Source organism: Cupriavidus sp. LA-1 (genome assembly GCF_055385985.1).
The window spans coordinates 112,627-134,895 of record NZ_AP031388.1; the positions used below are offsets into that span (position 1 = coordinate 112,627).

Annotated in this window: 18 protein-coding genes; 10 read left to right on the plus strand and 8 right to left on the minus strand. The window is 53.9% G+C overall.

Going from position 1 to position 22,269, the window contains the following annotated elements; all coding sequences use genetic code 11:
• Nucleotides 1-271: 271 nt before the first annotated feature.
• Complete coding sequence (locus ACZ5MJ_RS19630) at nucleotides 272-1,084, minus strand: transcriptional regulator (protein ID WP_464225279.1); 813 nt, start codon at nucleotides 1,082-1,084, stop codon at nucleotides 272-274.
• Between the two features lie 518 nt (nucleotides 1,085-1,602).
• On the opposite strand from ACZ5MJ_RS19630, the gene ACZ5MJ_RS19635 reads away from it, so the two are divergent.
• Nucleotides 1,603-2,550 (plus strand): helix-turn-helix domain-containing protein, encoded by a 948-nt coding sequence (locus tag ACZ5MJ_RS19635; RefSeq protein WP_464225280.1) that lies wholly within the window; start codon nucleotides 1,603-1,605, stop codon nucleotides 2,548-2,550.
• 30 nt (nucleotides 2,551-2,580) lie between these two features.
• Here the strand turns inward: ACZ5MJ_RS19635 and ACZ5MJ_RS19640 are convergent, their stop codons facing one another.
• On the minus strand, nucleotides 2,581-3,399 hold the full coding sequence (locus ACZ5MJ_RS19640; protein ID WP_464225281.1) for a transcriptional regulator: 819 nt from the start codon (nucleotides 3,397-3,399) through the stop codon (nucleotides 2,581-2,583).
• A gap of 554 nt (nucleotides 3,400-3,953) precedes the next feature.
• On the opposite strand from ACZ5MJ_RS19640, the gene ACZ5MJ_RS19645 reads away from it, so the two are divergent.
• The 9 genes from ACZ5MJ_RS19645 (at nucleotide 3,954) to ACZ5MJ_RS19685 (ending at nucleotide 12,927) form a co-directional block, all read left to right on the plus strand.
• On the plus strand, nucleotides 3,954-5,333 hold the full coding sequence (locus ACZ5MJ_RS19645; protein WP_464225282.1) for an undecaprenyl-phosphate glucose phosphotransferase: 1,380 nt from the start codon (nucleotides 3,954-3,956) through the stop codon (nucleotides 5,331-5,333).
• Complete coding sequence (locus tag ACZ5MJ_RS19650) at nucleotides 5,323-5,616, plus strand: hypothetical protein (RefSeq protein WP_464225283.1); 294 nt, start codon at nucleotides 5,323-5,325, stop codon at nucleotides 5,614-5,616. The genes ACZ5MJ_RS19645 and ACZ5MJ_RS19650 overlap by 11 nt, the downstream gene beginning before the upstream one ends.
• A gap of 63 nt (nucleotides 5,617-5,679) precedes the next feature.
• Nucleotides 5,680-7,086, plus strand: a complete 1,407-nt coding sequence (locus tag ACZ5MJ_RS19655) for a UDP-glucose dehydrogenase family protein (protein WP_464225284.1) — start codon at nucleotides 5,680-5,682, stop codon at nucleotides 7,084-7,086.
• Between the two features lie 20 nt (nucleotides 7,087-7,106).
• Entirely contained in the window at nucleotides 7,107-8,174 is a 1,068-nt protein-coding gene (rfbB, locus tag ACZ5MJ_RS19660; RefSeq protein ID WP_464225285.1) for a dTDP-glucose 4,6-dehydratase, read from the plus strand.
• Nucleotides 8,164-9,081, plus strand: a complete 918-nt coding sequence (gene rfbD, locus ACZ5MJ_RS19665; protein ID WP_464225286.1) for a dTDP-4-dehydrorhamnose reductase — start codon at nucleotides 8,164-8,166, stop codon at nucleotides 9,079-9,081. Before rfbB ends, rfbD begins: the two co-directional genes overlap by 11 nt.
• Before the next feature lie 11 nt (nucleotides 9,082-9,092).
• Nucleotides 9,093-9,971: a glucose-1-phosphate thymidylyltransferase RfbA gene (rfbA, locus tag ACZ5MJ_RS19670; protein WP_464225287.1), complete on the plus strand. Its 879-nt coding sequence runs from the start codon at nucleotides 9,093-9,095 to the stop codon at nucleotides 9,969-9,971.
• Entirely contained in the window at nucleotides 9,968-10,522 is a 555-nt protein-coding gene (gene rfbC, locus ACZ5MJ_RS19675) for a dTDP-4-dehydrorhamnose 3,5-epimerase (RefSeq protein ID WP_464225288.1), read from the plus strand. The genes rfbA and rfbC overlap by 4 nt, the downstream gene beginning before the upstream one ends.
• A gap of 92 nt (nucleotides 10,523-10,614) precedes the next feature.
• On the plus strand, nucleotides 10,615-11,811 hold the full coding sequence (locus tag ACZ5MJ_RS19680; protein WP_464225289.1) for a DUF1972 domain-containing protein: 1,197 nt from the start codon (nucleotides 10,615-10,617) through the stop codon (nucleotides 11,809-11,811).
• 144 nt (nucleotides 11,812-11,955) lie between these two features.
• Nucleotides 11,956-12,927 carry a phosphoribosyltransferase family protein gene (locus ACZ5MJ_RS19685; RefSeq protein WP_464225290.1) on the plus strand — a complete coding sequence of 324 codons (972 nt, stop codon included), beginning with the start codon at nucleotides 11,956-11,958 and terminating at the stop codon, nucleotides 12,925-12,927.
• Nucleotides 12,928-13,526: 599 nt separating this feature from the next.
• Here the strand turns inward: ACZ5MJ_RS19685 and ACZ5MJ_RS19690 are convergent.
• The 6 genes from ACZ5MJ_RS19690 to ACZ5MJ_RS19715 form a co-directional block, all read right to left on the minus strand.
• On the minus strand, nucleotides 13,527-14,723 hold the full coding sequence (locus ACZ5MJ_RS19690; protein WP_464225291.1) for a glycosyltransferase family protein: 1,197 nt from the start codon (nucleotides 14,721-14,723) through the stop codon (nucleotides 13,527-13,529).
• Between the two features lie 98 nt (nucleotides 14,724-14,821).
• Complete coding sequence (locus ACZ5MJ_RS19695; protein WP_464225292.1) at nucleotides 14,822-15,799, minus strand: glycosyltransferase family 2 protein; 978 nt, start codon at nucleotides 15,797-15,799, stop codon at nucleotides 14,822-14,824.
• 110 nt (nucleotides 15,800-15,909) lie between these two features.
• Entirely contained in the window at nucleotides 15,910-17,163 is a 1,254-nt protein-coding gene (locus ACZ5MJ_RS19700) for a hypothetical protein (RefSeq protein WP_464225293.1), read from the minus strand.
• 103 nt (nucleotides 17,164-17,266) lie between these two features.
• Nucleotides 17,267-18,775 (minus strand): oligosaccharide flippase family protein, encoded by a 1,509-nt coding sequence (locus tag ACZ5MJ_RS19705; RefSeq protein ID WP_464225294.1) that lies wholly within the window; start codon nucleotides 18,773-18,775, stop codon nucleotides 17,267-17,269.
• Nucleotides 18,776-18,787: 12 nt separating this feature from the next.
• A complete protein-coding gene (locus ACZ5MJ_RS19710) occupies nucleotides 18,788-19,891 on the minus strand; it encodes a glycosyltransferase family 4 protein (RefSeq protein WP_464225295.1) in 1,104 nt (367 codons plus the stop codon).
• Nucleotides 19,892-19,906: 15 nt separating this feature from the next.
• Entirely contained in the window at nucleotides 19,907-22,198 is a 2,292-nt protein-coding gene (locus tag ACZ5MJ_RS19715) for a hypothetical protein (protein WP_464225296.1), read from the minus strand.
• Between the last annotated feature and the right edge of the window lie 71 nt (nucleotides 22,199-22,269).

Here is a 22,269-nt window from a genome sequence, read left to right on the forward strand (position 1 = left end):
CGTCGATTTATGGTTTATGGCTCTGGCGATCCTGCGACCGTCCACCGCCGCGCACCCGCTCCGTCGAGTCATGCCGCGCTTCGCGGACACGCCGGCCGGGTTACGCACGCGGATCCTGCGGCAGCAACTTGCATTTCGTGCCAGCCCACTTGATAAACAATCCTCGCATCGGCGTCATCCCTACTTGGCGGGGGAAAGCCTGCGCTTGCGGACAATCCTCGGGACCTGCCAGCGGCAGCACCGATGCACGCCGGCCCGCCCTGGCTGGCTGCTATCCCGCCCGCCTTCGCGCCAACTGCATCAATGCCTGCTCAGGAAAATCCCCTGGCACCAGCCAGCCAGCAAGGAACTGCCCCATCGCATCGAGCAGCACGTCCGACGTCAGGCCTGATGCACCGGCCAGCGCCGGACAGACAATCCACGTGGTGCCGTCGTGCTCCAGCACGTGCAGGGTCTTTTCCTGGTCAGCGGGCTGCAGGATGTAGTCGGTGGCGCTCACGTCCTCAAGCGCAAAGGCCTGCACGAAGTCGTCGAAGTGCCGCCCGCCAAGGCAGATCACCACCTTGGGCCTCCAGTACCGGCGGATGCCATTGATGAAGGCGAAGCGCCCACCGTCGCGGCAAAGCGCCAGGTAGCGCTGTTTTGGCACCAGTTCCGGCTGGCCGCGAAACGCCTTTGACCACGGCGTCTGTCCAATCAGATGCGCCGGCAGGGGAAACAGGCTGAGCTTGAACTCGGCGCCATCCGGCGCATACAGCTGATGTTCGAAGTAATGCTTCCAGTCCGGCTCGTCTGCTGCCGTGCCGAGGACATGCGCACGCGCCGCAGCCATGATCCGGGCAATCTTCTTGTGCGACTGCCAGCGCTCCATGTGGTCGCGGTGCTTGTCGCGGTAAGCGGCATCCCAAGCGCTCGGCCCCATGTGCGGGAGCAGCGGCGCGACCAGGGACTCTTCCCTCGGATGCGGCGCGCTGTCACAAAACCACACTGCCGCACCCGGATTTCCTCCGTCCATACCCACGTAAGACGCGAAGAACCTGTCCAACTGCTCACGTGTAAAGACCGTTTTTTGTTCTTTTTCCATGCCTCTGCCGCATTGTTGGAGTAAGAGTTACCCAAACGCCGAGGCTTGTACACGTTCGGGCCAGACACGAAGTGACCTTGAAGGATTTTGCGTGCGAATCGCGCTTTCTTTTCCCCACTTAGGAAGTATTCGTTGTCATCGCGTTTCCCTACATGAGAGGGGTAACATTCGACGCCATGGCGCGGCTAAGCCGCGCGCGAGATAGCGCGATCCATGACGGGATGGCAAGCGAATCCCGCATTCCGCCCAACACGGAAACTGCAAGTGCGCAGGCATGAAGGCCGTTCGTTCAGGGTCGCAGCCCGGGATTAGCGTAAACTTGGCGTTTTGACACCCTGTACCGGCCTGAGCGCCCTCCCCTGCCGATCGTGCCAAACGCCACAGCCAGATCGCACGGCGTCCGCCGCATCCGAAGCGAACCCGAACGCCTGCCGCATAGCCACTTTGCGGTAGGTACCGGTGCATTGCAGTCCGCCAAGGGCCAGATCCTTGCATGGCGAGAGCGCGTCGGGCACATCATGGACCTGGAAGTCACGCGCGAAAGCATCCGCGCACCCTTCCAGGCTGGCATTGACCGCTACCTTGTGGGGGCTATGTCTTTTACCGACTGCCGCTGTGATGCGGTCACGCTGCAACGCCGTCTCGCCCGGATCTCGACGGATTCCGTACGGCACCACGTGATACAGGTTTTCGTCGAAGGCAATGCCGGAGTCGTTTCCGGAAACCAGGGCAATCCACAGCCGGCTCAGGGCGGAATCCTGCTGACCGACCTCGGACAGCCTATCGAGATGCGCCGCCCGGCGTCGCGCGCGCTGTCGTTCTTTGTGCCGCGCGCGATGATGGATGGAATCTTCATGGGGGCTGAAGCCGCGCACGGACGCATCGTGGAGACGAACACGCCATTGAGCCGCCTGGCGGTCGCCCACGCCATGGCACTCAATATCGATCTCCCCACGATGGCACCGGACGCTGCCGCTGACGCGATGCGCACCGGCGTGGAACTGCTTGCCGCGGCCTTCCGGCGGGGAGCCGGCCTGGACGGCAGTACCCGCGCCGCTGCCCGCAGCGCCATGCTGGCGCGCGCCCGCCGCCTGATCGACGCCAATCCCGGCCAGGCTGAACTGTCACCTGCCACGCTGCTCGCAAAACTGGGAATCTCGCGCGCTACCCTTTACCGCTTGTTCGAACCGGAAGGCGGGGTGCAAGCCTATATCCGCAGGAGCCGGCTGTGCGCTGCCGCGCGGGACCTGGTGCACTATCCCCAACTACCCGTGAACGATATTGCCTACGGGCTGGGCTTCAACAGCCCGTCCGACTTTACGCGCGCGTTCCGCCGCGCGCTCGGCATGTCGCCCCGTGACCTGCGCGCCTACGCTACCGACGCCGACAACCGCGCCTTCTGGCAAGCCGCGAACGCAACCCAAGGCGAGGATTTCCGGCAATGGCTGCTGCGCAGTAGCTCGTGAGGGCACGCAGGCCGCGCCGGCAAACTGCCGTCACACCGTGGCCTTGGGTGCTTCCCATCGACGCCGATCGGGCTCTTCCGGCCGCATCTGGAAGTCGGCAATCGTCAGCCACTGGCTGATGAAACGCCCCATCTCGGTCAGCAGGACGTCCGACGCCAGCCCGGCAGCTCCCGCCACCGCGGGGCTGACAACCAGATGCGTACCCTGATCCTGGTAGACGCGGAGTATCCGCGCCTGATCGGCCGGCTGCAGAACATGCTCGGTGTACCGCAGGCCACGCATGCCGAAGGCGTGCAGATAGTCTGCCTCGTAACGCTCGCCCAGGCAGATCACCACCTTTGGGCGCTGGTGCCGGCGCATAGCCTCGATGAAGCGGAACCGCCCGCCATCGCGGCACAGTGCCAGGTAACTGGTCTTGGGATTGAGCTCGGGGTGCATGCCATACAACCGCTTCCACGGCGGTCCGCTGTCCGCGCGAATCGGCAGCGGGAACAGGCTCAGCTTGAATTCCCATCCGCGCGCACGGTACAGATATTCAGACAGATAACGGCGCCAGTCGCCGGTATCGTGCCGGCCGAACAGCACCATTTCCCACGCTGCCGACATGATGCGCGCGATGCGCTGGTGCGTTTGCCACCTTGCCATATCCTGTGCATGGTCGGCACGGAAGTTCGCGTCCCAGGCGCGCGGCACTCGCTCTGGAACCAGTGGCGCCTCTAGCGGCGACCCTGCTGTGGTGGGCACGGGATCGCAAATCCAGACGGCCGCCGTCGGATTCCCGCCCTCCATGCCGACGAAGGAAGAGAAATAGGTATCGAGCTGATCGCGGGTAAAGACGTTTCCTTTCATTTCCTGCTACTTCTTGCTGGGGTGAGGGGCCTGGATATCGGCATGAGACCGGCATTGCTTTAGTGCTGAATGCACGGGCAAACTGTAGCTGCCCTTCCCCTTCGCACTTAACCGTGCGTCTCAGAACCGCGGCGCATGCTGCAAAGCTGCCACACAATCATCGCCGCGCGTTCCCTTCTTCTGCAGGGTACCGACATATCGCGCCGCGCCGCATCATCCGGCCCTGATAAAACGAAGCACACCGGCGCCTCCAGCGTGCCGGCAGTAAGAGAGCGTTGCAGATCCAGGGAGCGTCCTCAGAGGACGCCGCGGGTGGCGGTCACCACCTGAGCGCAGCTATCCCCTGGAACCGACTGCCGCGGAAGCAGTCCTGCTCGACTTTGCTTTGTCCATGCCAGGAAGCATGCGCAGACAAGACGCGTGCTCCTGTCGAGCCGGGCTCGCCAGAGAGCGCGGCCCTTTTATATCGGCCGGGGGAGAAAAGCATTGGCACCCAAATGGGTGCCAGTGCCGCGGATGCTTTCGGGGGGAAGCCAGTGGGTGTCTATCGAGATATGTTTGCCAGGCATCACGATCAGCTAGCGCTGATGGTGCGCCTGCTGGACGCCGGCGCCATCTGGCTTGCCGCGCTGCTGGCCAGCGAACTGCGCTTTGCCACCGCACATGCGCCAATACACCTGTTCGTCCAGTACTTTGGCTGCGCGGTCGCTTTTATCATACTGCCCGCGTTTGACCTCTATGCATCCTGGCGCGGCCGCAGTTTTCTCTCTCTTGCCACGCGCCTGGTGTCCGCCTGGACACTGGTCTGGCTGATCAGCCTGCTGCTGAGCTACCTGCTGCACCAGACCGACACCCTGTCCCGCTTGTGGATGATGTACTGGTACGCCTTCTCACTGGCCGGCCTGCTGGCCCTGCGCGTGGCCAGCCGTGCCGTGCTCAACGCGGTGCGAGGCACCGGCGCCAACTTCAAGCGTGTGCTGATCGTCGGCTATGGCCGTACCGGCCAGGAGATGCACCGCCGCGCAAACACCAGCCACACCACCGGGTTCAAGATCAGCGGCATCTATGCCCTCGAAGGCGAGCCCACGCCGCCGGGCTGCCACCGCGTCACCGACAGCGCCGAGATCGCCGACTTTGCACGGAAGCACGATATCGATGAAATCTGGCTCACCCTGCCGATGAGTGAGTTCCAACTGATGCAGGACATCAACTTCTCCCTGCGCAATGACTTCATCGACATCAAGTGGATGCCGAGCCTGCTCGACTTCGACCTGCTTAACCACACGGTCGGCAATTTCCTCGGCATGCCCGCCGTGGAAATGAACAGGCCGCCTTCGCTCGGCGTACGCGGCACGGTCAAGGCCATCTTCGACCGCACCTTTGCCGCGCTGGTCCTGGTCACCCTGTCGCCGCTATTCCTGATCATCGGCATCCTGATCAAGCGCAGTTCCCCGGGCCCTGTCCTCTTCACACAGGAGCGCCTTGGCCTGGATGGCCGTGTCATCCATGTCTACAAATTCCGCAGCATGAAGGTCCACGCCGAGCACGGCACCGTCACACAGGCCACCAAAGGCGACAGCCGCATCACGCCGATCGGCGCCATCCTGCGCCGCACCAGCCTCGACGAACTGCCGCAGTTCATCAATGTGCTCAAGGGCGAGATGAGCGTGGTAGGCCCCCGGCCTCATGCCATGGCTCATAACAATATGTACAAGGAGCAGCTGGACTTCTACATGCTGCGCCACCGGGTCAAGCCTGGCATCACCGGCTGGGCGCAGATCAACGGCTACCGGGGGGAAACCGACACCCTGGACAAGATGGCCAAGAGGGTGGAGCACGACATCTTCTATATCCGGAACTGGTCGTTCTGGATGGATTTGAGGATTATTTTTTGGACGGCGTTTAAGGGGTGGACTGGGCAGAATGCGTATTGATTTGTCGCGCCTGGCTCAGGATGCTACAGCGCTTGTCACGTCCGGGGGCGGCCTGTTTCCCGCTGCCACTGTCGCCATCGTGTTCCTTCCGAGCATGCTCGTGGCGGGCAACGCCCCCGGCAAGGCGCAGGCGCTCGACCAGAAATTCGGCGACCTGGGTGGCCTGGACGAAATCATCCGCGCCGTCTTTCGAACCTGCTCAGCCAACCTGGCAAGCTTGCTCGCGGACCTTGCGGCAGCCATTTCGGCATCGCCCTGCTCTCACTCGTCAACGCAGTCATGAACGTTCGGGTGTGTAAAGACGCAGCCGATTTGCATTAATTTATTTCTCCCTCGAATTGAGCCCATGAAGATCACCATCATCGGTAGTGGCTACGTAGGCCTGGTCACTGGCACGTGCCTGGCCGAGCTAGGCAACGATGTCCTTTGCCTCGATCTTGACGCCACCAAGATCGAGATGCTTAACGCCGGCGAAGTCCCCATCTACGAACCCGGTCTGAAGGAACTCATCGCTCGCAACCACGCCGCCGGCCGCCTACGCTTCACCAGCGACATCGAAACCAGCGTCAGCTTTGGAGATATCCAGTTCATCGCCGTGGGTACCCCGCCCGACGAAGACGGCTCCGCCGATCTGCGTTACGTCCTTGCCGCCGCCCGCAATATCGGGCGATACATGACCACGCCAAAGATCGTCGTGGACAAATCGACTGTCCCGGTCGGCACCGGGGCCAAGGTCAGGGACTGCATCGCCGCGCAACTACAGGAACGCGGCTTGCCGGCGCTGGACTTCGCCGTGGTCTCCAACCCCGAGTTCCTCAAGGAAGGCGCCGCGATCGAAGACTTCATGCGCCCCGACCGCATTGTCATCGGCACCGAGCCCGGTGTCTCCGGACAAAAAGCGTGGGAAACCATGCGCTCCCTGTACGCGCCTTTCACGCGTAACCATGACCGTATCCTCAATATGGATATCGCGTCAGCCGAATTCACTAAATACGCCGCCAACGCCATGCTGGCTACCCGTATCTCGTTCATGAACGAGCTGGCCAACCTGGCAGACGTGGTCGGGGCCGATATCGAACTGGTGCGGCAAGGGATCGGCTCTGACCCGCGTATTGGCTATAGCTTTCTCTATGCCGGCACCGGCTACGGCGGATCCTGCTTCCCCAAAGACGTCCAAGCCCTCAAGCACACCGCTGCCGAGTATGGCCAGACGCCGCGCATCCTCGATGCGGTGGAAGCGGTCAACTACGACCAGAAACGCGTCCTGGTCAAGAAGATCGTTGCGCATTATGGCGAGGATCTCACCGGCTTTACCTTTGCGCTTTGGGGGCTGGCGTTCAAGCCGAACACCGATGACATGCGGGCAGCTCCGAGCCGCGTGATCATCAAGGAATTGTTGGCGCGTGGTGCCAGTGTGCAGGCGTATGACCCGGTGGCGATGGAAGAAGCCAAGCGTGTGATCCACGCGGACCTGGCAAGCGACAGTTCCGCAGCAGCGCGTGTCTGCTTTGCGCCGGATCAGACTGCCGCCTTGCGAGGTGCGGACGCGCTCGTAGTAGTGACCGAATGGAAATCGTTCCGCTCGCCAGACTTTGTGGCACTTCGTACAGCGCTGCGTTATCCGGTGATCTTTGATGGCCGCAATCTCTATGAGCCCACGGAGCTAAAGCAAAGCGGCCTTACGTACTTCGCGGTTGGCAGGAGCAGCACCCCGCTCTTGCCAATGAGCACGTCAGTGGCTGTCTCCGCCTAACTCCTCCTCCATTTTCATCCATGAGCAGTTGTATCTTCGTTACAGGCGGTGCAGGCTTCATCGGCGGCAACTTCGTTCTGAACTGGCTGGCCAACGCCGGTGCCGACCGGGTAATCAACATCGACAAGCTCACGTATGCCGGCAATCTCAAGACCCTGGCATCGCTCGATGACGATAGACGCCACGTTTTCTCGCAGACTGATATTTGCGACCGTGCCGCACTAAATCGCCTGCTAACCACCTACAAGCCGCGCGCGGTGGTGCACTTCGCCGCTGAAAGCCACGTCGATCGCTCAATCAGCGGCCCCGCCGAGTTCATTCAGACAAATATCGTCGGCACCTTTACCCTGCTTGAGGCAATACGCCCCTACTGGGGCGGGTTGGATGAAACCGCCAGAGAGGCCTTCCGCTTCCTCCATGTGTCTACCGACGAGGTGTTCGGTTCGCTCGGGCCTAATGACCAGCAGTTCTCCGAATCCACCGCGTATGCACCGAACAGCCCGTATTCAGCGTCCAAGGCGGCATCTGACCATCTGGTGCGAGCCTACCACCATACCTATGGGCTGCCGGTGCTGACCACAAACTGCTCGAACAACTATGGCCCTTATCACTTCCCGGAAAAACTGATTCCGCTAATGACCGCCAATGCGCTGGACGGCAAGCCGCTGCCCGTTTACGGCGATGGGCTGAACGTGCGCGACTGGCTATATGTAGGCGACCACTGCGCGGCCATCCGCGAGGTTTTGGCACGCGGTCGCTTAGGCGAGACGTACAACGTGGGGGGCTGGAACGAGATGACCAACCTCGACGTCGTCCACACGCTCTGTGACCTGCTCGACGAAATGCGCCCGAAGGACATCGGCTCGTATCGCGATCAGATTATCTTCGTCAAGGACCGCCCAGGCCACGACCGGCGCTACGCCATCGATGCGAGCAAGCTCGAACGTGAACTGGGCTGGAAGCCTGCCGAGACCTTCGAAACGGGTCTGCGCAAAACGGTGCAGTGGTATCTCGACAACCAATCCTGGGTGCGGGATGTGATGTCTGGGGAGTACCGCAGCTGGGTAGCAAAACAATATGCCGCATAAAAGACCCAGCATTCCGACGCTACTGCTAACCGGAAGCAACGGCCAGGTTGGCTTCGAATTGCGCCGCAGCTTGGCGCCGCTTGGCCGCGTAGTGGCGATGGACCGCGGCGTCTGCGACTTGTCGCAGGCGGACGAACTGCGGCGCATCGTGCGCAAACTGCGCCCGGACGTGATTGTCAACTCGGCGGCCTACACCGCCGTGGACAAGGCTGAGACTGAGATCGAGGCGGCCTATGCCATCAACGGCGTCGCGCCAAGCGTGTTGGCTGAGGAGGCCAAGGCGCTGGGTGCCTTGCTGGTGCACTACTCCACGGACTATGTGTTCGACGGCCGCAAGAACGGCGCCTATGTGGAGACCGACGCGACCAACCCGCAGTCCATCTATGGCAAGAGCAAGCTCGCCGGTGAGCAGGCCATCGCCGCATCCGGTGCGCACGCCCTGGTGCTGCGCACATGTTGGGTAGCCGGCGCTCACGGAGGCAACTTCGCCAAGACAATGCTCAAACTCGCCCGCGAGCGTGACAACTTGCGTGTGATAGCCGACCAGTTTGGCGCGCCCACCACCGCCACGCTGATTGCCGACGTCACCGCGCTAGTCGTGGCGCGGCATTGGCTGCATGGCCGGCCGGAGGACTTTGCCACCGGCATCTATCACCTGTCTGCGGCGGGAGAGACCACCTGGCACGGCTACGCCACCGAGGTGCTAAGTACCGCCGCCGCACGCGGCGTCGCACTTAAGGTGGACCCGGGGCGCATCGAAGCCATCCCGACCACCGCCTACCCCTTGCCCGCATCGCGCCCGTCCAACTCCCGGCTGGATACCAGCAAGCTGCACGAAACCTTCGGAATCCATCTTCCCGACTGGCGGCAAGGCCTGCGTTTCCTGCTCGACCAGATCCTCTCATGAGCATTTGCAACATGCGCAAAGGCATTATCCTCGCCGGTGGTTCCGGCACGCGGCTTTATCCTATCACCAGCGCGGTGTCCAAACAGCTGTTGCCTGTTTACGACAAGCCGATGATCTACTATCCGCTGTCCACGCTGATGCTGGCAGGGATTCGCGACATCCTGATCATATCCACGCCTGAAGATACCCCGCGCTTCGCCCACATGCTCGGCGACGGCAGCAAATGGGGCGTCAATCTCCAATATGCCGTGCAACCGTCCCCAGACGGCCTAGCGCAGGCCTTTCTTATCGGACGCGACTTCATTGGCAACGCCCCGTCCACGTTAATCCTGGGCGATAACATCTTCCATGGCCATGACCTAGTGCGCCAGCTTGAATACGCGTCCGCGCAGAGGGAAGGCGCCACCGTATTCGCCTATCACGTGCACGACCCCGAGCGCTACGGCGTGGTGGAATTCGACAAAGACTTCCGCGCGCTCTCGCTCGAGGAAAAACCCATAAACCCGCGCTCCAACTACGCAGTCACCGGCCTGTACTTCTACGACAACCAGGTGTGCGACATCGCAGCAGACATCAAGCCATCGGCGCGGGGAGAGCTTGAGATCACCGATGTCAACAAACGCTATCTGGATATAGCTCAACTTAATGTCGGGATCATGGGGCGCGGCTACGCTTGGCTGGACACAGGCACGCATGACTCGCTGCTGGAGGCCGCCAGCTTTATTGCCACATTGCAGAAAAGACAGGGGTTGATAGTCGCGTGTCCCGAAGAAATTTCTTACCGGAATAAATGGATCAGCGCGGAACGAGTTGCCGAGTTAGCCGAACCATTGACCAAGAACGGTTATGGCAAATATCTGCATCAAATTCTCTTGGAAGCGATCAAATGAGCCTCAATGTCATGCCTACGAACATCCCCGATGTTCTCATCATCGAGCCCAAAGTGTTCGGGGACGACCGCGGCTTCTTTTTTGAGAGCTTTAACGCCGAGCAATTTGAAACGGCAACAGGTCTTAAGCGAACATTTGTACAGGACAACCATTCCCGTTCGGCACGGAATGTGCTGCGGGGGCTGCATTACCAGATCCAGCACCCACAGGGCAAGTTGGTGCGGGTGGTTGCGGGCGAGGTATTTGACGTCGCGGTCGATTTGCGCCGTAGTTCGGCGACTTTCGGTAAGTGGGTTGGGGTGGCCCTATCCGCTGAGAACAAGCGGCAACTGTGGGTGCCTGAGGGCTTCGCTCATGGCTTTTTAGTCACGTCCGAGAGTGCAGAATTTCTCTACAAAACGACGGACTACTGGTACCCCAAGCATGAGCGGAGCATCAGTTGGAAGGATCCGCAGATTGGCATTGCTTGGCCACTCACTGGCGCCCCCATTCTGGCGGCCAAGGATGCGGCCGCCCCCTCCCTGGGAACCGCTGGGGACCTCTTTCCCTGATCGCCGTCGTCCTCCGAACCCAGAACAGGCAACGCAATAGGCCTGAAGATCAACCTTTCTAAACGGATCGGTTACGTCCGCTTGGATGACTTATGACAAACTCTTCATCAACCACCGCAAATCCGAAACGCCTGAGCATTCTCGGCATCCGGGGCATCCCCGCGCGGCACGGAGGTTTCGAAACCTTTGCCGAAAGGCTTGCGCTTTACTTACGCCAACGTGGGTGGGAAATTACCGTCTATTGTCAGGATGACACCAACCTTAGCTCAGTGCAACGTGACATGTGGCAAGGCATCCATCGCATAACCATCCCCACCCATAAATCCGGCGCGCTCGGGACAGTTCAATTCGACTGGCAATCCGTTCGACTTGCCTCACGCGAGCGGCCATCTCTTATCCTCACTTTGGGTTATAACACGGCGTCATTCTGCCTGCCATATCGCCTTAAGGGAATTCCAAATGTCATCAATATGGATGGCATTGAATGGAAACGCAATAAATGGCAATTGCATGAGAAGCTTTGGCTTTGGGCAAATGAACGGATTGGATGCTGGATAGGTAATCACCTGATTGCCGATCATCCCTCTATAGCAGATCACTTGGCGACACGCGTCCGCAAGAACAAGATTACAACACTCCCCTATGGGGCTGACGAGATAAGCGAGCCGAATCCAAAATTGCTCAATTCCTTAGGGCTTAAACCCCGCGGATTTCTCACGGTAATAGCGCGCCCAGAAAGAGAGAACTCAATACTTGAGATCGTCCGGGCCTTCTCGCAAAAGCAACGGGGAGTGAAGTTAGTAGTCCTTGGCAATTACAGTCGGGAAAATTCATTTCATACCGAAGTATTGGACTCCGCCAGTACAGAAGTACTATTTCCCGGAGCAATCTACGACAAACCAACTGTTGAATCACTCCGCGCCTTTAGCATCCTATATGTTCATGGCCACACTGTGGGTGGCACAAACCCATCACTCGTCGAGGCAATGGGTGCACGGTCGGCCATTCTGGCACACGACAACTGCTTCAATCGATGGGTAGCGGGCAAAGGCGCTCGATATTTTTCCTCAGAGAAAACGTGTGCCGAGTTGCTAGACGAACTGCTCGTCCCTGGCGCTCCACTCGAAGACATGCGTACACAGAGCCTTCAGCGCTTCCGAGGGCATTTCACCTGGGATCGAGTACTGTCAGATTATGAAGATCTCCTGCTTCGTTGGCTCCCCGCAAACGATGCCCTTCCTCTGGCCAAACCCGACGAGGACTCGCGAGTTCGACAGCTAGAAGCATAGATGCTCGATCTTATTGGAGCCAACGATGACCGCTACAATTGATCCATACCAAGAAGCCCTCCTTCTTGGTATGGTTGCACTCTCACCATTCGCAAGTCCGCACGGAACATTTTTTGCGTTACCCATTGGCCGAGGCGATTAAATATGAATTACAAGTCATTTAGCGATCTTTCTCTGGATATCTGCAACTGCCTCAATAAGATTCCGCGTGACGTAGATCTAATTGTCGGCATTCCACGAAGCGGAATGATCCCAGCATACATGATCGGCCTTCAGCGAAATCTGCCGGTGTGCGACCTAAATTCATTTTTAGAAAATAAGGGACTTGCAAATGGCATCACTCGAAAAATAAATGATGACAATATCAAATCCCCTGAAGATGCGAAATCCGTTCTAATAGTTGATGATAGTATAGCATCCGGAACCTCCCTTGAGATTATCAAGAGACGCGTTGAAGCCTCAGGGCTAACTGGAAAAGTTCGTTATGCAGTAGTTTATGCGACAGAAAAAACAAAGCATCTTGTCGACTACTACCTAAAGACAATACCACTTCCCCGTTACTTTCAATGGAATCTGATGCATCGATCTGAAGCAGCGCAATTCTGCTTCGATATTGATGGGGTGTTATGTTTAGATCCCACAAGCGACGAAAATGATGATGGGGCGCGTTATAGGCGCTTTCTAGAAAACGCCGAAGCGCTGTGCCTGCCTTCCTACGAGGTCGGATATTTGGTGACCAGCCGACTAGAGAAATATCGAGCTGAAACCGAGAGGTGGCTATCGACTCATCATCTGCGTTACAAACGCCTTTTTATGCTAAATATGAATTCCGCGGAGGAACGTAGGAAAGCGGGCATACATGGAAAATTTAAGGCTGAAGTTTATAAATCGCTTGATGATGCAGTTCTTTTCATCGAAAGTGATAGCACGCAGGCGATCGAGATAGCAAAAATATCTGGAAAACCAGTACTGGATTTTGGACAGCAAATTCTGGCTCGCCCGACATTTAATCCACAGATGATTAAATGGAGCCTCAAGAGGCTTGTTTTTCGCGCTAGAGGAAAATTGAGAAATAAGATTCAGGTCCTATTTTCCCGTCCCACCAAAACCACGTGACACTACCGTTCTGCTCCGGCGATTAGGGTGCGAGAATTCCTAGCGCCCGCGCGGCGTAGTTGCAGTTGGTGAAGAACGAGGCCGTTCTCCGACTTGCAGAAGAACTACCGAAGAAAGACGGCCACGTTACCAAAGTGGCCGATCAGGGTCTGCTCAAGAGCTACCTCCATCGTTGGCCTTGCTGCCGCGCGAAAGGTGCCGCCCTGTAGCTCTTGTTTGTGACACTCGAATCTGGCGCCACCGTTATCCCCCCTGGATGACTTCATCACCGGCGCAGTTTGCGTTCCGCGGTCCGGCGTGGTTTATCGCCTCCCCTTGTGTCTTTCTGCTAGGCGTAACAACTGGGCGGAAAAATACTGGGGCGTTACACTGACCCAATTCCAATAAACGGCATATATCTGCCAGATGTTGACGGGCACTCGGACACATGCACCGCCCACTTGTGGTCAAACCCATTGTGGTCTAGCTACTACGCCTCTTTGCCAGCGCCCAATTATTATCCAGCAACTCCTCGCCAATTCCTATCAGTGGAGCTTTAACACGACCGGAAGCGTCCCGGTCGGTTAGCACAATACCTTGCACATCCTCAGACGTGAATATCAAATGACCAACTTATTATTACAAACGGATTTTGAACTAATTCGATCACAAATCCGATCCAAGATACGATCCACCTTATAATCCCAAAAATCGGTGTCCGCTATCACGCCGGGGATCTTTTCCCTAGAATCTTCCAAATCATACATTTCAATCAGCGATCGACACACTTGCTGAAATTCATGATCATTTTCATATAACGCAACGTAGTCGCATTGCACCTCGAACTGGGCAGACGAGAGCACCGGATGCCCATATGCAAGGTATTGATATAATTTCAGCGGAGACTCATCATGAAGCTTAGAACGTAAGTAAGGTATCAGCCCGACCTTGAATGTCCCCATTATAGCCGGCGTCTCAGATGCGGAAAATTTCCCTCGCAAAGTCAATCCATCTATTTTGGAAAGCCTTCGCGATATGCTCTTATCATAGCTGTCTCCATAGACCACACACGAATGCCCCAACTCCACAATCCGCTCAATGATTCCGCAATCAAATTTGTCAGTAATAAATCCAACAAAACCGAAATCATACTTTGGCGCGACAAGCGGAGCTGACGACAGAAAACTCGCCCGACTGATTCCCACTCCGTTTGACACCACAACAGCATCATCAAATCCGACAAGCGCACCTTTCGAAACACCGGTTACAAGATCTACCGCCCCGTCAATTGATGAATACTTACTTCTCACGAAGCCACGCTCCACATCATCATACCTATTGTGCTTCGTAAAATTATCAATCAAATCATACCAAATAAAATCAAATCCCACCTCTTTATAGTTAATAATAGATAATGGAGTGAAGTCCAAAATCACGTTACAGCAACTCGGATCATATAAATCATCAAATTGATACTCAGAATAGCAATGGGTCAGCCATTTCCTCTTCCGCAACGGCCCCATAATATCGATGCTCGTCCTATCGTGCCAGTGCACATTCAGTTTCGGATGCGAACCAATAAAAATCTTTCCAAGCATACGCTCATATATACTCACTGGTCGATTTATAACAGCAATCGACTTCACCCGAGGAGAATTGGATAGTGCGTCAAGAACGTGCAAATCTCTCACTATTGGGCCAAATTTTTTTAGAAAATAATAATCCCGATAAGGGAACACGAGAAAATTAAATTGCGTCATCTTTAGTGACTCCCAAGCCTTGCTTCGACTCTCTTGCAGTAATGGCAGCATTACCATGATCGATCCAGCGCATGCTTGCTAGCGCCCCCACATTTATCGATATAGCTTTCCTCGCCACGGCAGCCGACGCGCGTTCGCTGCAGTTTCCACTGAGCTTAAACCAAGGATAGCGTGTTCCATGCTCTGACAAACGGCTCACCCAGGCGCGCACCTAACATAAATCGCAGCCTGCCCCACGGGGTCTGTCCAGCCAAAAAAAATAGCTCTAGAGAGTGTTTCGAATCATCCTTCAACTCGTGCCAATAGATATCACCAAAAATACGCGCATTAGCACGAATCTTTTGCGCGTAGGCTCTTCGGCTAGCTAGCACTGCCGCAAACTCAGGACTACCTACAAATAGATTATTCCTGACTCTCCGAAGGATCGAATGCCTGCTTGGATCCGATCCAACGGCATTCCCACCATGCTGACGATATTTAATGAGTTGCTCATCCACGTAGTCAACAATGCCGAAAGCTGACGCGACCATCGCGAGCCACCAATCGTGCATGCAAGCAGCGGAAGGAATCGGCAGAGATTTCTTTATCAATGCCTGATTGACCAGCATCGCGCATCCCGGAATGTGGTTGCTCAATAGAAAGTCTGCGAGTCGACCGCATTGGTTAGATTTTTTTCCGAAGCTAAAGAATGAACCCCCAAGAGGTGAAAGATCTGCACCAACAACATTGATATCCGAAAAAACTAGAATCGGCGTTGCCTCACCCCATGCACCCTCAAGAATTCGCATTCTTTCGACCAATACATCTAACTTGTTTTCAGACCAATAATCATCCTGATCCGCAAGCGCGATATATAATCCCGTGCACGCTGCTATCGCTCGCGAAAAATTTCCTGTAACACCCAGTCGCTCTGAATGACTTAACCTCTTAATCGCCAACTTTAATTCGAAGTCTTGCAGTACTTGTACGGTACTGTCCGACGAATTGTCGTCGGATGCCACAACTTCAAAATTATTTAGTGTTTGCCTGTCTAGAGAACGTAAGAACTCAGGTAGGAATTTCTCACCGTTATACGTCGCGAGCGCGACAGATACTAGAGGCGCATGACTAGAATTCAAATGTTCGGTCTTCATCAGATTCACCAGCTTGGTAGAGGATAGAAGCTTGTAGATCGCAAATCATTATCTAAATTTATGAGCGCACAAGCATGTCCTAGGCGCTCTTGATCACAAACACAGTCCTTTTACCGATTTTTCTTCACATTAATAACTGAACTATCTTTTCTAGTCGTTGCAGCAATTGCTCCAACTCCCAGTGTCGCAATGGTGATTGGACTCGGCAACAGCCAAAACGTTGTTTCAGTAAGCCCATTCAGGAAAGCTGCGACTGGAAATATTATTAGATACGGGAACGTCCTCCCCTGGTACTTGGTGACAAACTTAACCAGGACCAGAAATGCCATCGCGAATAGCAGCAAACCAACCACGCCTTCCGTGTATAAGATATTCACATACAAACCATCAATACCCGCACCATAGTCCTCGATATCATAAAGCAAGTTTGTACCTGGCGTTAGATAACCAACGCCCAACAAAATATTCGGCACTGTACTAATAAGATACATCCCGAACAGCAGTCGACCCGAAGTAAATTCATCTAACTCAGACATGCTTATCTGGTACCCAAAAATAGAGGTAGCCACAACAACTATAATAGCAATCCCGACGACCAGTATATGGCGCAGAGCCCGCCACTCGAATTTATGGCTTTTCCAAAGACGACCGAAAACAATACCAAACAAGCAAATGGCGATTGCCGCAAGAGCAGCACCTTCTGCTGTTCTAGCATTCGTTAGAATGATTGCCACTGAAGATATTGAAATGAAAATAAAAGCAACAAATTTCTCGCGTATGCGTTCCTTCACAGCAAAAACAATGACCATCGATGTTAGGAAGATCGTGAGACCAAACATTGCCGCAGTGTTCGGGTGCGTAAAGGCCCATTTTAGGCCTTTATCCCAACCTGCCGCCGTCTTGTTAACATGAACATATGGTTGCAAAAATGCCGAAATTAAAAATACAATCACGTAGAATCGGCTTATAAATTTTAGCCATCCATTCATGCTAAAAAGGTTCGGCACAACAATCACACAGACCAGGATTACACAAAGAAAATCACCAAACGAAATACTTATTTCTCGCAACTCTCCGGTAGAGCGCGAAACCGCCAGCATTCGCCACAATATCACCAAAACTATTGGGAGCATCAATGTCTTGGATGGAAATTGTACTCTTGCTCGCTTCAGGATACGACGGATGACAAATAGGAGCAGAATGATTGTTAAACTCCATATGGCGTAGCGTAGATGATCGAAACTCAACTCCAAGAATTGAACAACAAATAGCGCAACCCATACACCGAACAGAACCCGCCCAAGAGCAGCTTCCGCTGACCTATAGCCAACTTGCTGCACATACCCATTCGAAATACGCGTCATTATTCCACTCATAGAATGCTGTCCAATCCATCTTGCAGCAACTTATAATCCGTCTAAAACCAGATCCTCGTAGTACGCTGCATTCGATATAAGTAGACGTTTTCTAGCGTCCATTTATTTGAGACATCAATACAATCTTCAATTCTTTATAATATGCAGAAGCGAGGACAACGAAAGCTGTTGCTCCGAATACCACGAATCCCATTAAGATACGCAGAATAGACGGCCTTTCCCCAATCACATTGAGAGAGATCCGTCCGAGATAGTACCCTAAGAGTCCGCCGAGAACGGTCAAAACAATTAGTTTCCAATCCCATCTCCACGGCAATAGCCTTCTCCCCATAATCGTGGAGCAGAGAGCATAGAGTACATAACAGAATAACGTGATCCATGCCGACGCCATATAGCCATAGCGAGGTACCAAAGAAACATTAAGCACAACATTTAGAATCGCGATTACGAGCCCGAGAAATACCATTCGCCCTATTTTCTGATGAAACTCAAATGGTTTATTGGCGTAGTTTGCAACCGATAGTGCTACCATACCTGCGACGACGGGAGGCATTACCATAGCACCCTCACGAAATGCCGGCCCAAGTACTAACGCGGCGACATCTGTTGCCAGGAGCGCGGTAACGCTGCTGAGTAAGACTCCACCAGCGAGAACCCCACTTGCGATTTTCCCCAACCAAGTGCCCGCCTCTTTGCTATTGCCCGTACTCCAAGCCCGCATAAGGAAAGGCCAAGTGGCGGCAAGCACGGGGGCTGTTACCAGTCCGACAGTCCCAGTCATTAAGTTGTAATTAGCACCGTAAATTCCGGCCTCGCCACTTCCCCGGTACATTCCGATCAGTATGCGGTCACAACTCGATAGGGCGTTTGTTGCAACAAACCACCCCGTCATTGGAATCCCATACCTAGACATTTTCCGAAGAATCAGCCAGGCACTTTCAGTTGGCTGAGATGGCCGTATTAGTTCCTGGTGCAATCCGGATCGCTGAAGTGCAGTTGGTAAGACAAGGAGAATTGCTAGTACACTCCCCCAAAGCAACATCGCACTATCATGAGCAATCAGCCATACTAATAACAAACTTATAATGAATCGTGCGAGTGCCAACGTAACTTGTTGCCTGGAGTAAAGACCAGCCTCCATTCGAGCCTGCAGCACCACAGTGGCGCAAGATAGGTATAGTTGGAGAAGAAAAAAAAGAACACCCGGCAGCCAGAATTTCCCATAAGGAGTTCCAGCTAACGGATATACTTGCGGAATGACCGTTGCTACAATGAGTATCAGAATGGTTAGCATGCCAAGCCCAAACCAGGCTGCCCGTAGCAAGCCCGCGGCCTCCCGCTTGGACGCTTCAGCCATGAATCTGCCTAACGGTTGTTGCAGCCACTGTCCGGCAAATGAAGCCGCCACTGAGATTGTAGCGAGGGCGACAGTGAACAATCCATACGCTGTGACGTCAAATAGCCTCGTAAACACTGCTGTCGAGATTGACGAAATAATTGCAGGTCCACCAATACCTAATCCGTAGCGAAGCATCTGCTGTGCCAATAACCTGCCATCCTTCGCCTTGGATTCGGACGATAATTTCCCTTCGAGCTTCACGAGCTATCTCAACTATTTATTGTTAAATTTATCAGCTAATAAATTTTCTAGTTTTTTTAATGAGCTCTCGTAAGTGAACTTTTTTACAATAACAGCGCCCGCAGCAGCCATTCGTTGTCGTAAATCCTCATCTGACAGGAGTCGACGTATTTGAACCGCGAGTGCGTCACTATCGCGAGCGGGCACTATAAATCCACTAACACCGTTCTCTACAAAATCGTGGACCCCCCCGTTGTCTGCCGAAATAATTGCACAACCGCACGCCATTGCTTCGGTAATAGGCAAGCCCCAACCTTCGGTCCAGCTGGGACATAGATAAATAGCGCTGCCATTATAGATGTCTTCCCGCAACTCGGCCTGTCTCGGATTCTCTCTGTATTGAATCCAGCTTGGCAAATCCTTAGGCCTGGAAGAAACGCCAAATAAGATGGCCTCCATATTCGGAATATGCTGCCTCACGCTCTCAAGAGCAGCTATACCTTCTATCGCTCCTTTCCACTTCACAGGTGAATAGAGCATAGCCACTCTCGGCATTCTATTGCCAATCGGCTTTGTGAGATAGAAATTCTCGTGGTCAATGGCATTCGGAACGTGATTGATCGGGTGTGCCCCCAAACCTTCGCCCAGTTTAGACAACCACTTCGCTATGACGATCTTGTGTAAATCCGACATCCATGTCGCGTTGACGCGAGCCTCCGAGCCATCCCATGTCTCATAACTCTGGACCAAATAAAATCCCCTGCCGCGACTAACGGGATAAGCGGAGACATACTCTGCGGTTCGCCAGTGCGTCGCCACAACAGCGTCTGCAGTCGGAATGAAGCAGGACCAAAGCATTGGTACTGAAATCAGCTTCACCTTAGGGTCAATGGACTGCCAGGGAATGGATATATTCTCTGTTCTCATTCCCTTTTTAATCAGTCTAAGAATAAGCTTTAATTCACGAATAAATCGTCGAAGATAAGAAATGGGGGGGCCTGAAAAGAACAACGATCGCGGATGAGCAACTACGACTTCATGTCCTCGGTTGGCTAAACCATTTGCATATTCATAAACAACTCTATAACCACCTGACGGGCGTCCGGCATAACCGGGAAGGACAAATGTAATCTTCATAGTATCCGCAAATTCTCACTGAATCACGATCTCATACCACGGCGACAGATGGTCTGTACCTCCGAGTTGGAAAGTGACCTCTCCCCCACCGACCTGCAATACGTTCTCCAATGCGCGAACGCGGTGACCAGCCCCATCGAGGAGATAAACTTTTGCCTTCCGCCCGTTCATTCTTATGGAGAATTCAAGGTTCCGTCGCTGCATAAAGACAGGCGCTTCGCCACGAATGTCTTCGGAAACATGGCCATCCTTCTTCTTCCCTTTTGGCAAAAAGGTAAGCTCATTTAACGTACCAGGATATATGTCTAAACTCCTTGGCCGTGCCCGCTCTTCAAATTTCTCCGCACCTAATGTGCCTCCGGAATTGGAGATTAATAATCTACTACAGGAATTTAGCGTGGAACCATCAAGGCATGTTGCAAGCAGAGTAACCGCGAGCTCATTCAAGTCCGGATTTTTTATACCGATCTCACCCAAGTTGATTTTTCCGTTTGGTCCCAAAAAGCCGAACGCCCCGACGACTCTGTCTGAAACAATCGTGAACAAGCGCTCTTTCTGAAGATATCTCAATTCACTTGTGTCCGACGTAATCGCATTACCCGCGGGAGGTTTCAAAGCCGTACTAATATTATCCTTATTAGCACGCCGAACCCCAACGCGATGCATCAAAGGCAATAATGGAGAGGCGTCGAATTTGGTAAGGAAGAACTGCGACAGCTGCCACGGGTTTAAGCCCTTCAGCACCGGCTCGGCACGGGTCGATGGGCTTATATTAAAGGTCACTTCTTCACGTGCTACTTTTAGTTGCCCCGTGCGAAATAGCCAAGCTGCCTGTCCAAAACCAGCAAGCTTTGAAGGATCTCCACTGAGATTAAACCAATGCAAGCCAGGGACATCCCAACCTCTATCATCACGATATTGATAATACATTAAGGCATCCCAATCTTGAAACGATGCTATGGCAGCCATCATGGGAAGCATTTCAGCACTGTGCTCGTTCGGCCAGGGTTGGTTAAACTCACTGATTGAGTATGGCTTATCCACGGACCGAAAGAATGCAAGGTTAGAAAGTCCCTCCATCCCCTGCGGCTCAATTAAGCTCTTATTTCTAATCCTCCAATCCGAGACGAGTCGCGGATCCTTTCCCTCTATATAAAAATCGTAATAAAAATGATTATCAAGAAAATCCAAATTTTGTTGTGTATCCAGCCCGACAAGGCTGCCATACAACATCTGTGTTCCAGAAACTGGCACTAAATCATTAGTTGAAGAAGCAACGACCTCCTTCATTTTTTCAAAATATTTTTTGTCTAAATCGGATAGAAAGCTCAAGAATTTCTTACTCTCAGCCGAATCCGAGGCACGCATCGGCATTTCGTTTTCGGAGGAATAGGCACTCCAAAGCTCTCGCAGACTGTCGGCATAGGATCCCGTCACAACGGAGTCAAGACGCCATTTTTTCGGATATCTCGTCGAGAGAAGCCAACTATAAACTAATGATGATTCATTACTGATCTCAACCAATGCCAACGCCGGATCACTTTTTAGATCCAAAGCTGCGATAAGCTTCTTAGCATATTCAACCTCGAGATCAACCATTGCTGGAAAGAAATGATAAAGAGGCTTACTATGTTCTGGTATTGGGGAGTCGGGCAGGCCGTCAATTTTCGGTCTAAATTGATACACTACGTGCAAATTTAGATCCACGTAGATCCCTTGCGCTGACAATGCCTTTATAAATCCTCGCAGGCGATCGATGGCTACCGGATTCAGCGTTGGATAGGGCTTATCAGTAAGTACACCCTTCACATCATTGAGATCGCGCGCAAGGGACCGATCAAGGTAGTGAAGGCGCACTATGTTAATGCCCAATCTTCTCAGTCGCCTTGCAATCCTAATTGCGTCCTCGGCCGCCGGAAAATTAGCCAACTGAGTGAAGCTTACACCAAATAGTCGAACGCGCTGGTCATCCTTTGTATTTGGCTTCAAATCAGCACCTACGCGACAGAAATGATTTCCACAGGTGAAAATCCGATCTGCTGCGGTCAAGGGCTGATTCAGGAAGGAGAAATCTACCGCTCCTGATAGATTATCCTCGTCTACGGAAAATGGAAAATACTGAAGCTCTCCAGCGGTCGAGCCACTTTTCTCCTTGCCCCCCATCGAGACGCAACCGCTTACTAAAATGCAGCCGATTAGGAATAGGCCCAGGAAGCCCAAACACAAAAGCGCCCCGAATATTCTGCCATTTGCAGCAAAGCCCCGCTGGCGAATGAAAAAATCACCTTTACCGACACCATGCTTCATCTTTAATCTCATCAAATGTCGCCATTACGTAATAAATGAAGCTACACATCATGGGAAAAAATGATCTTGCC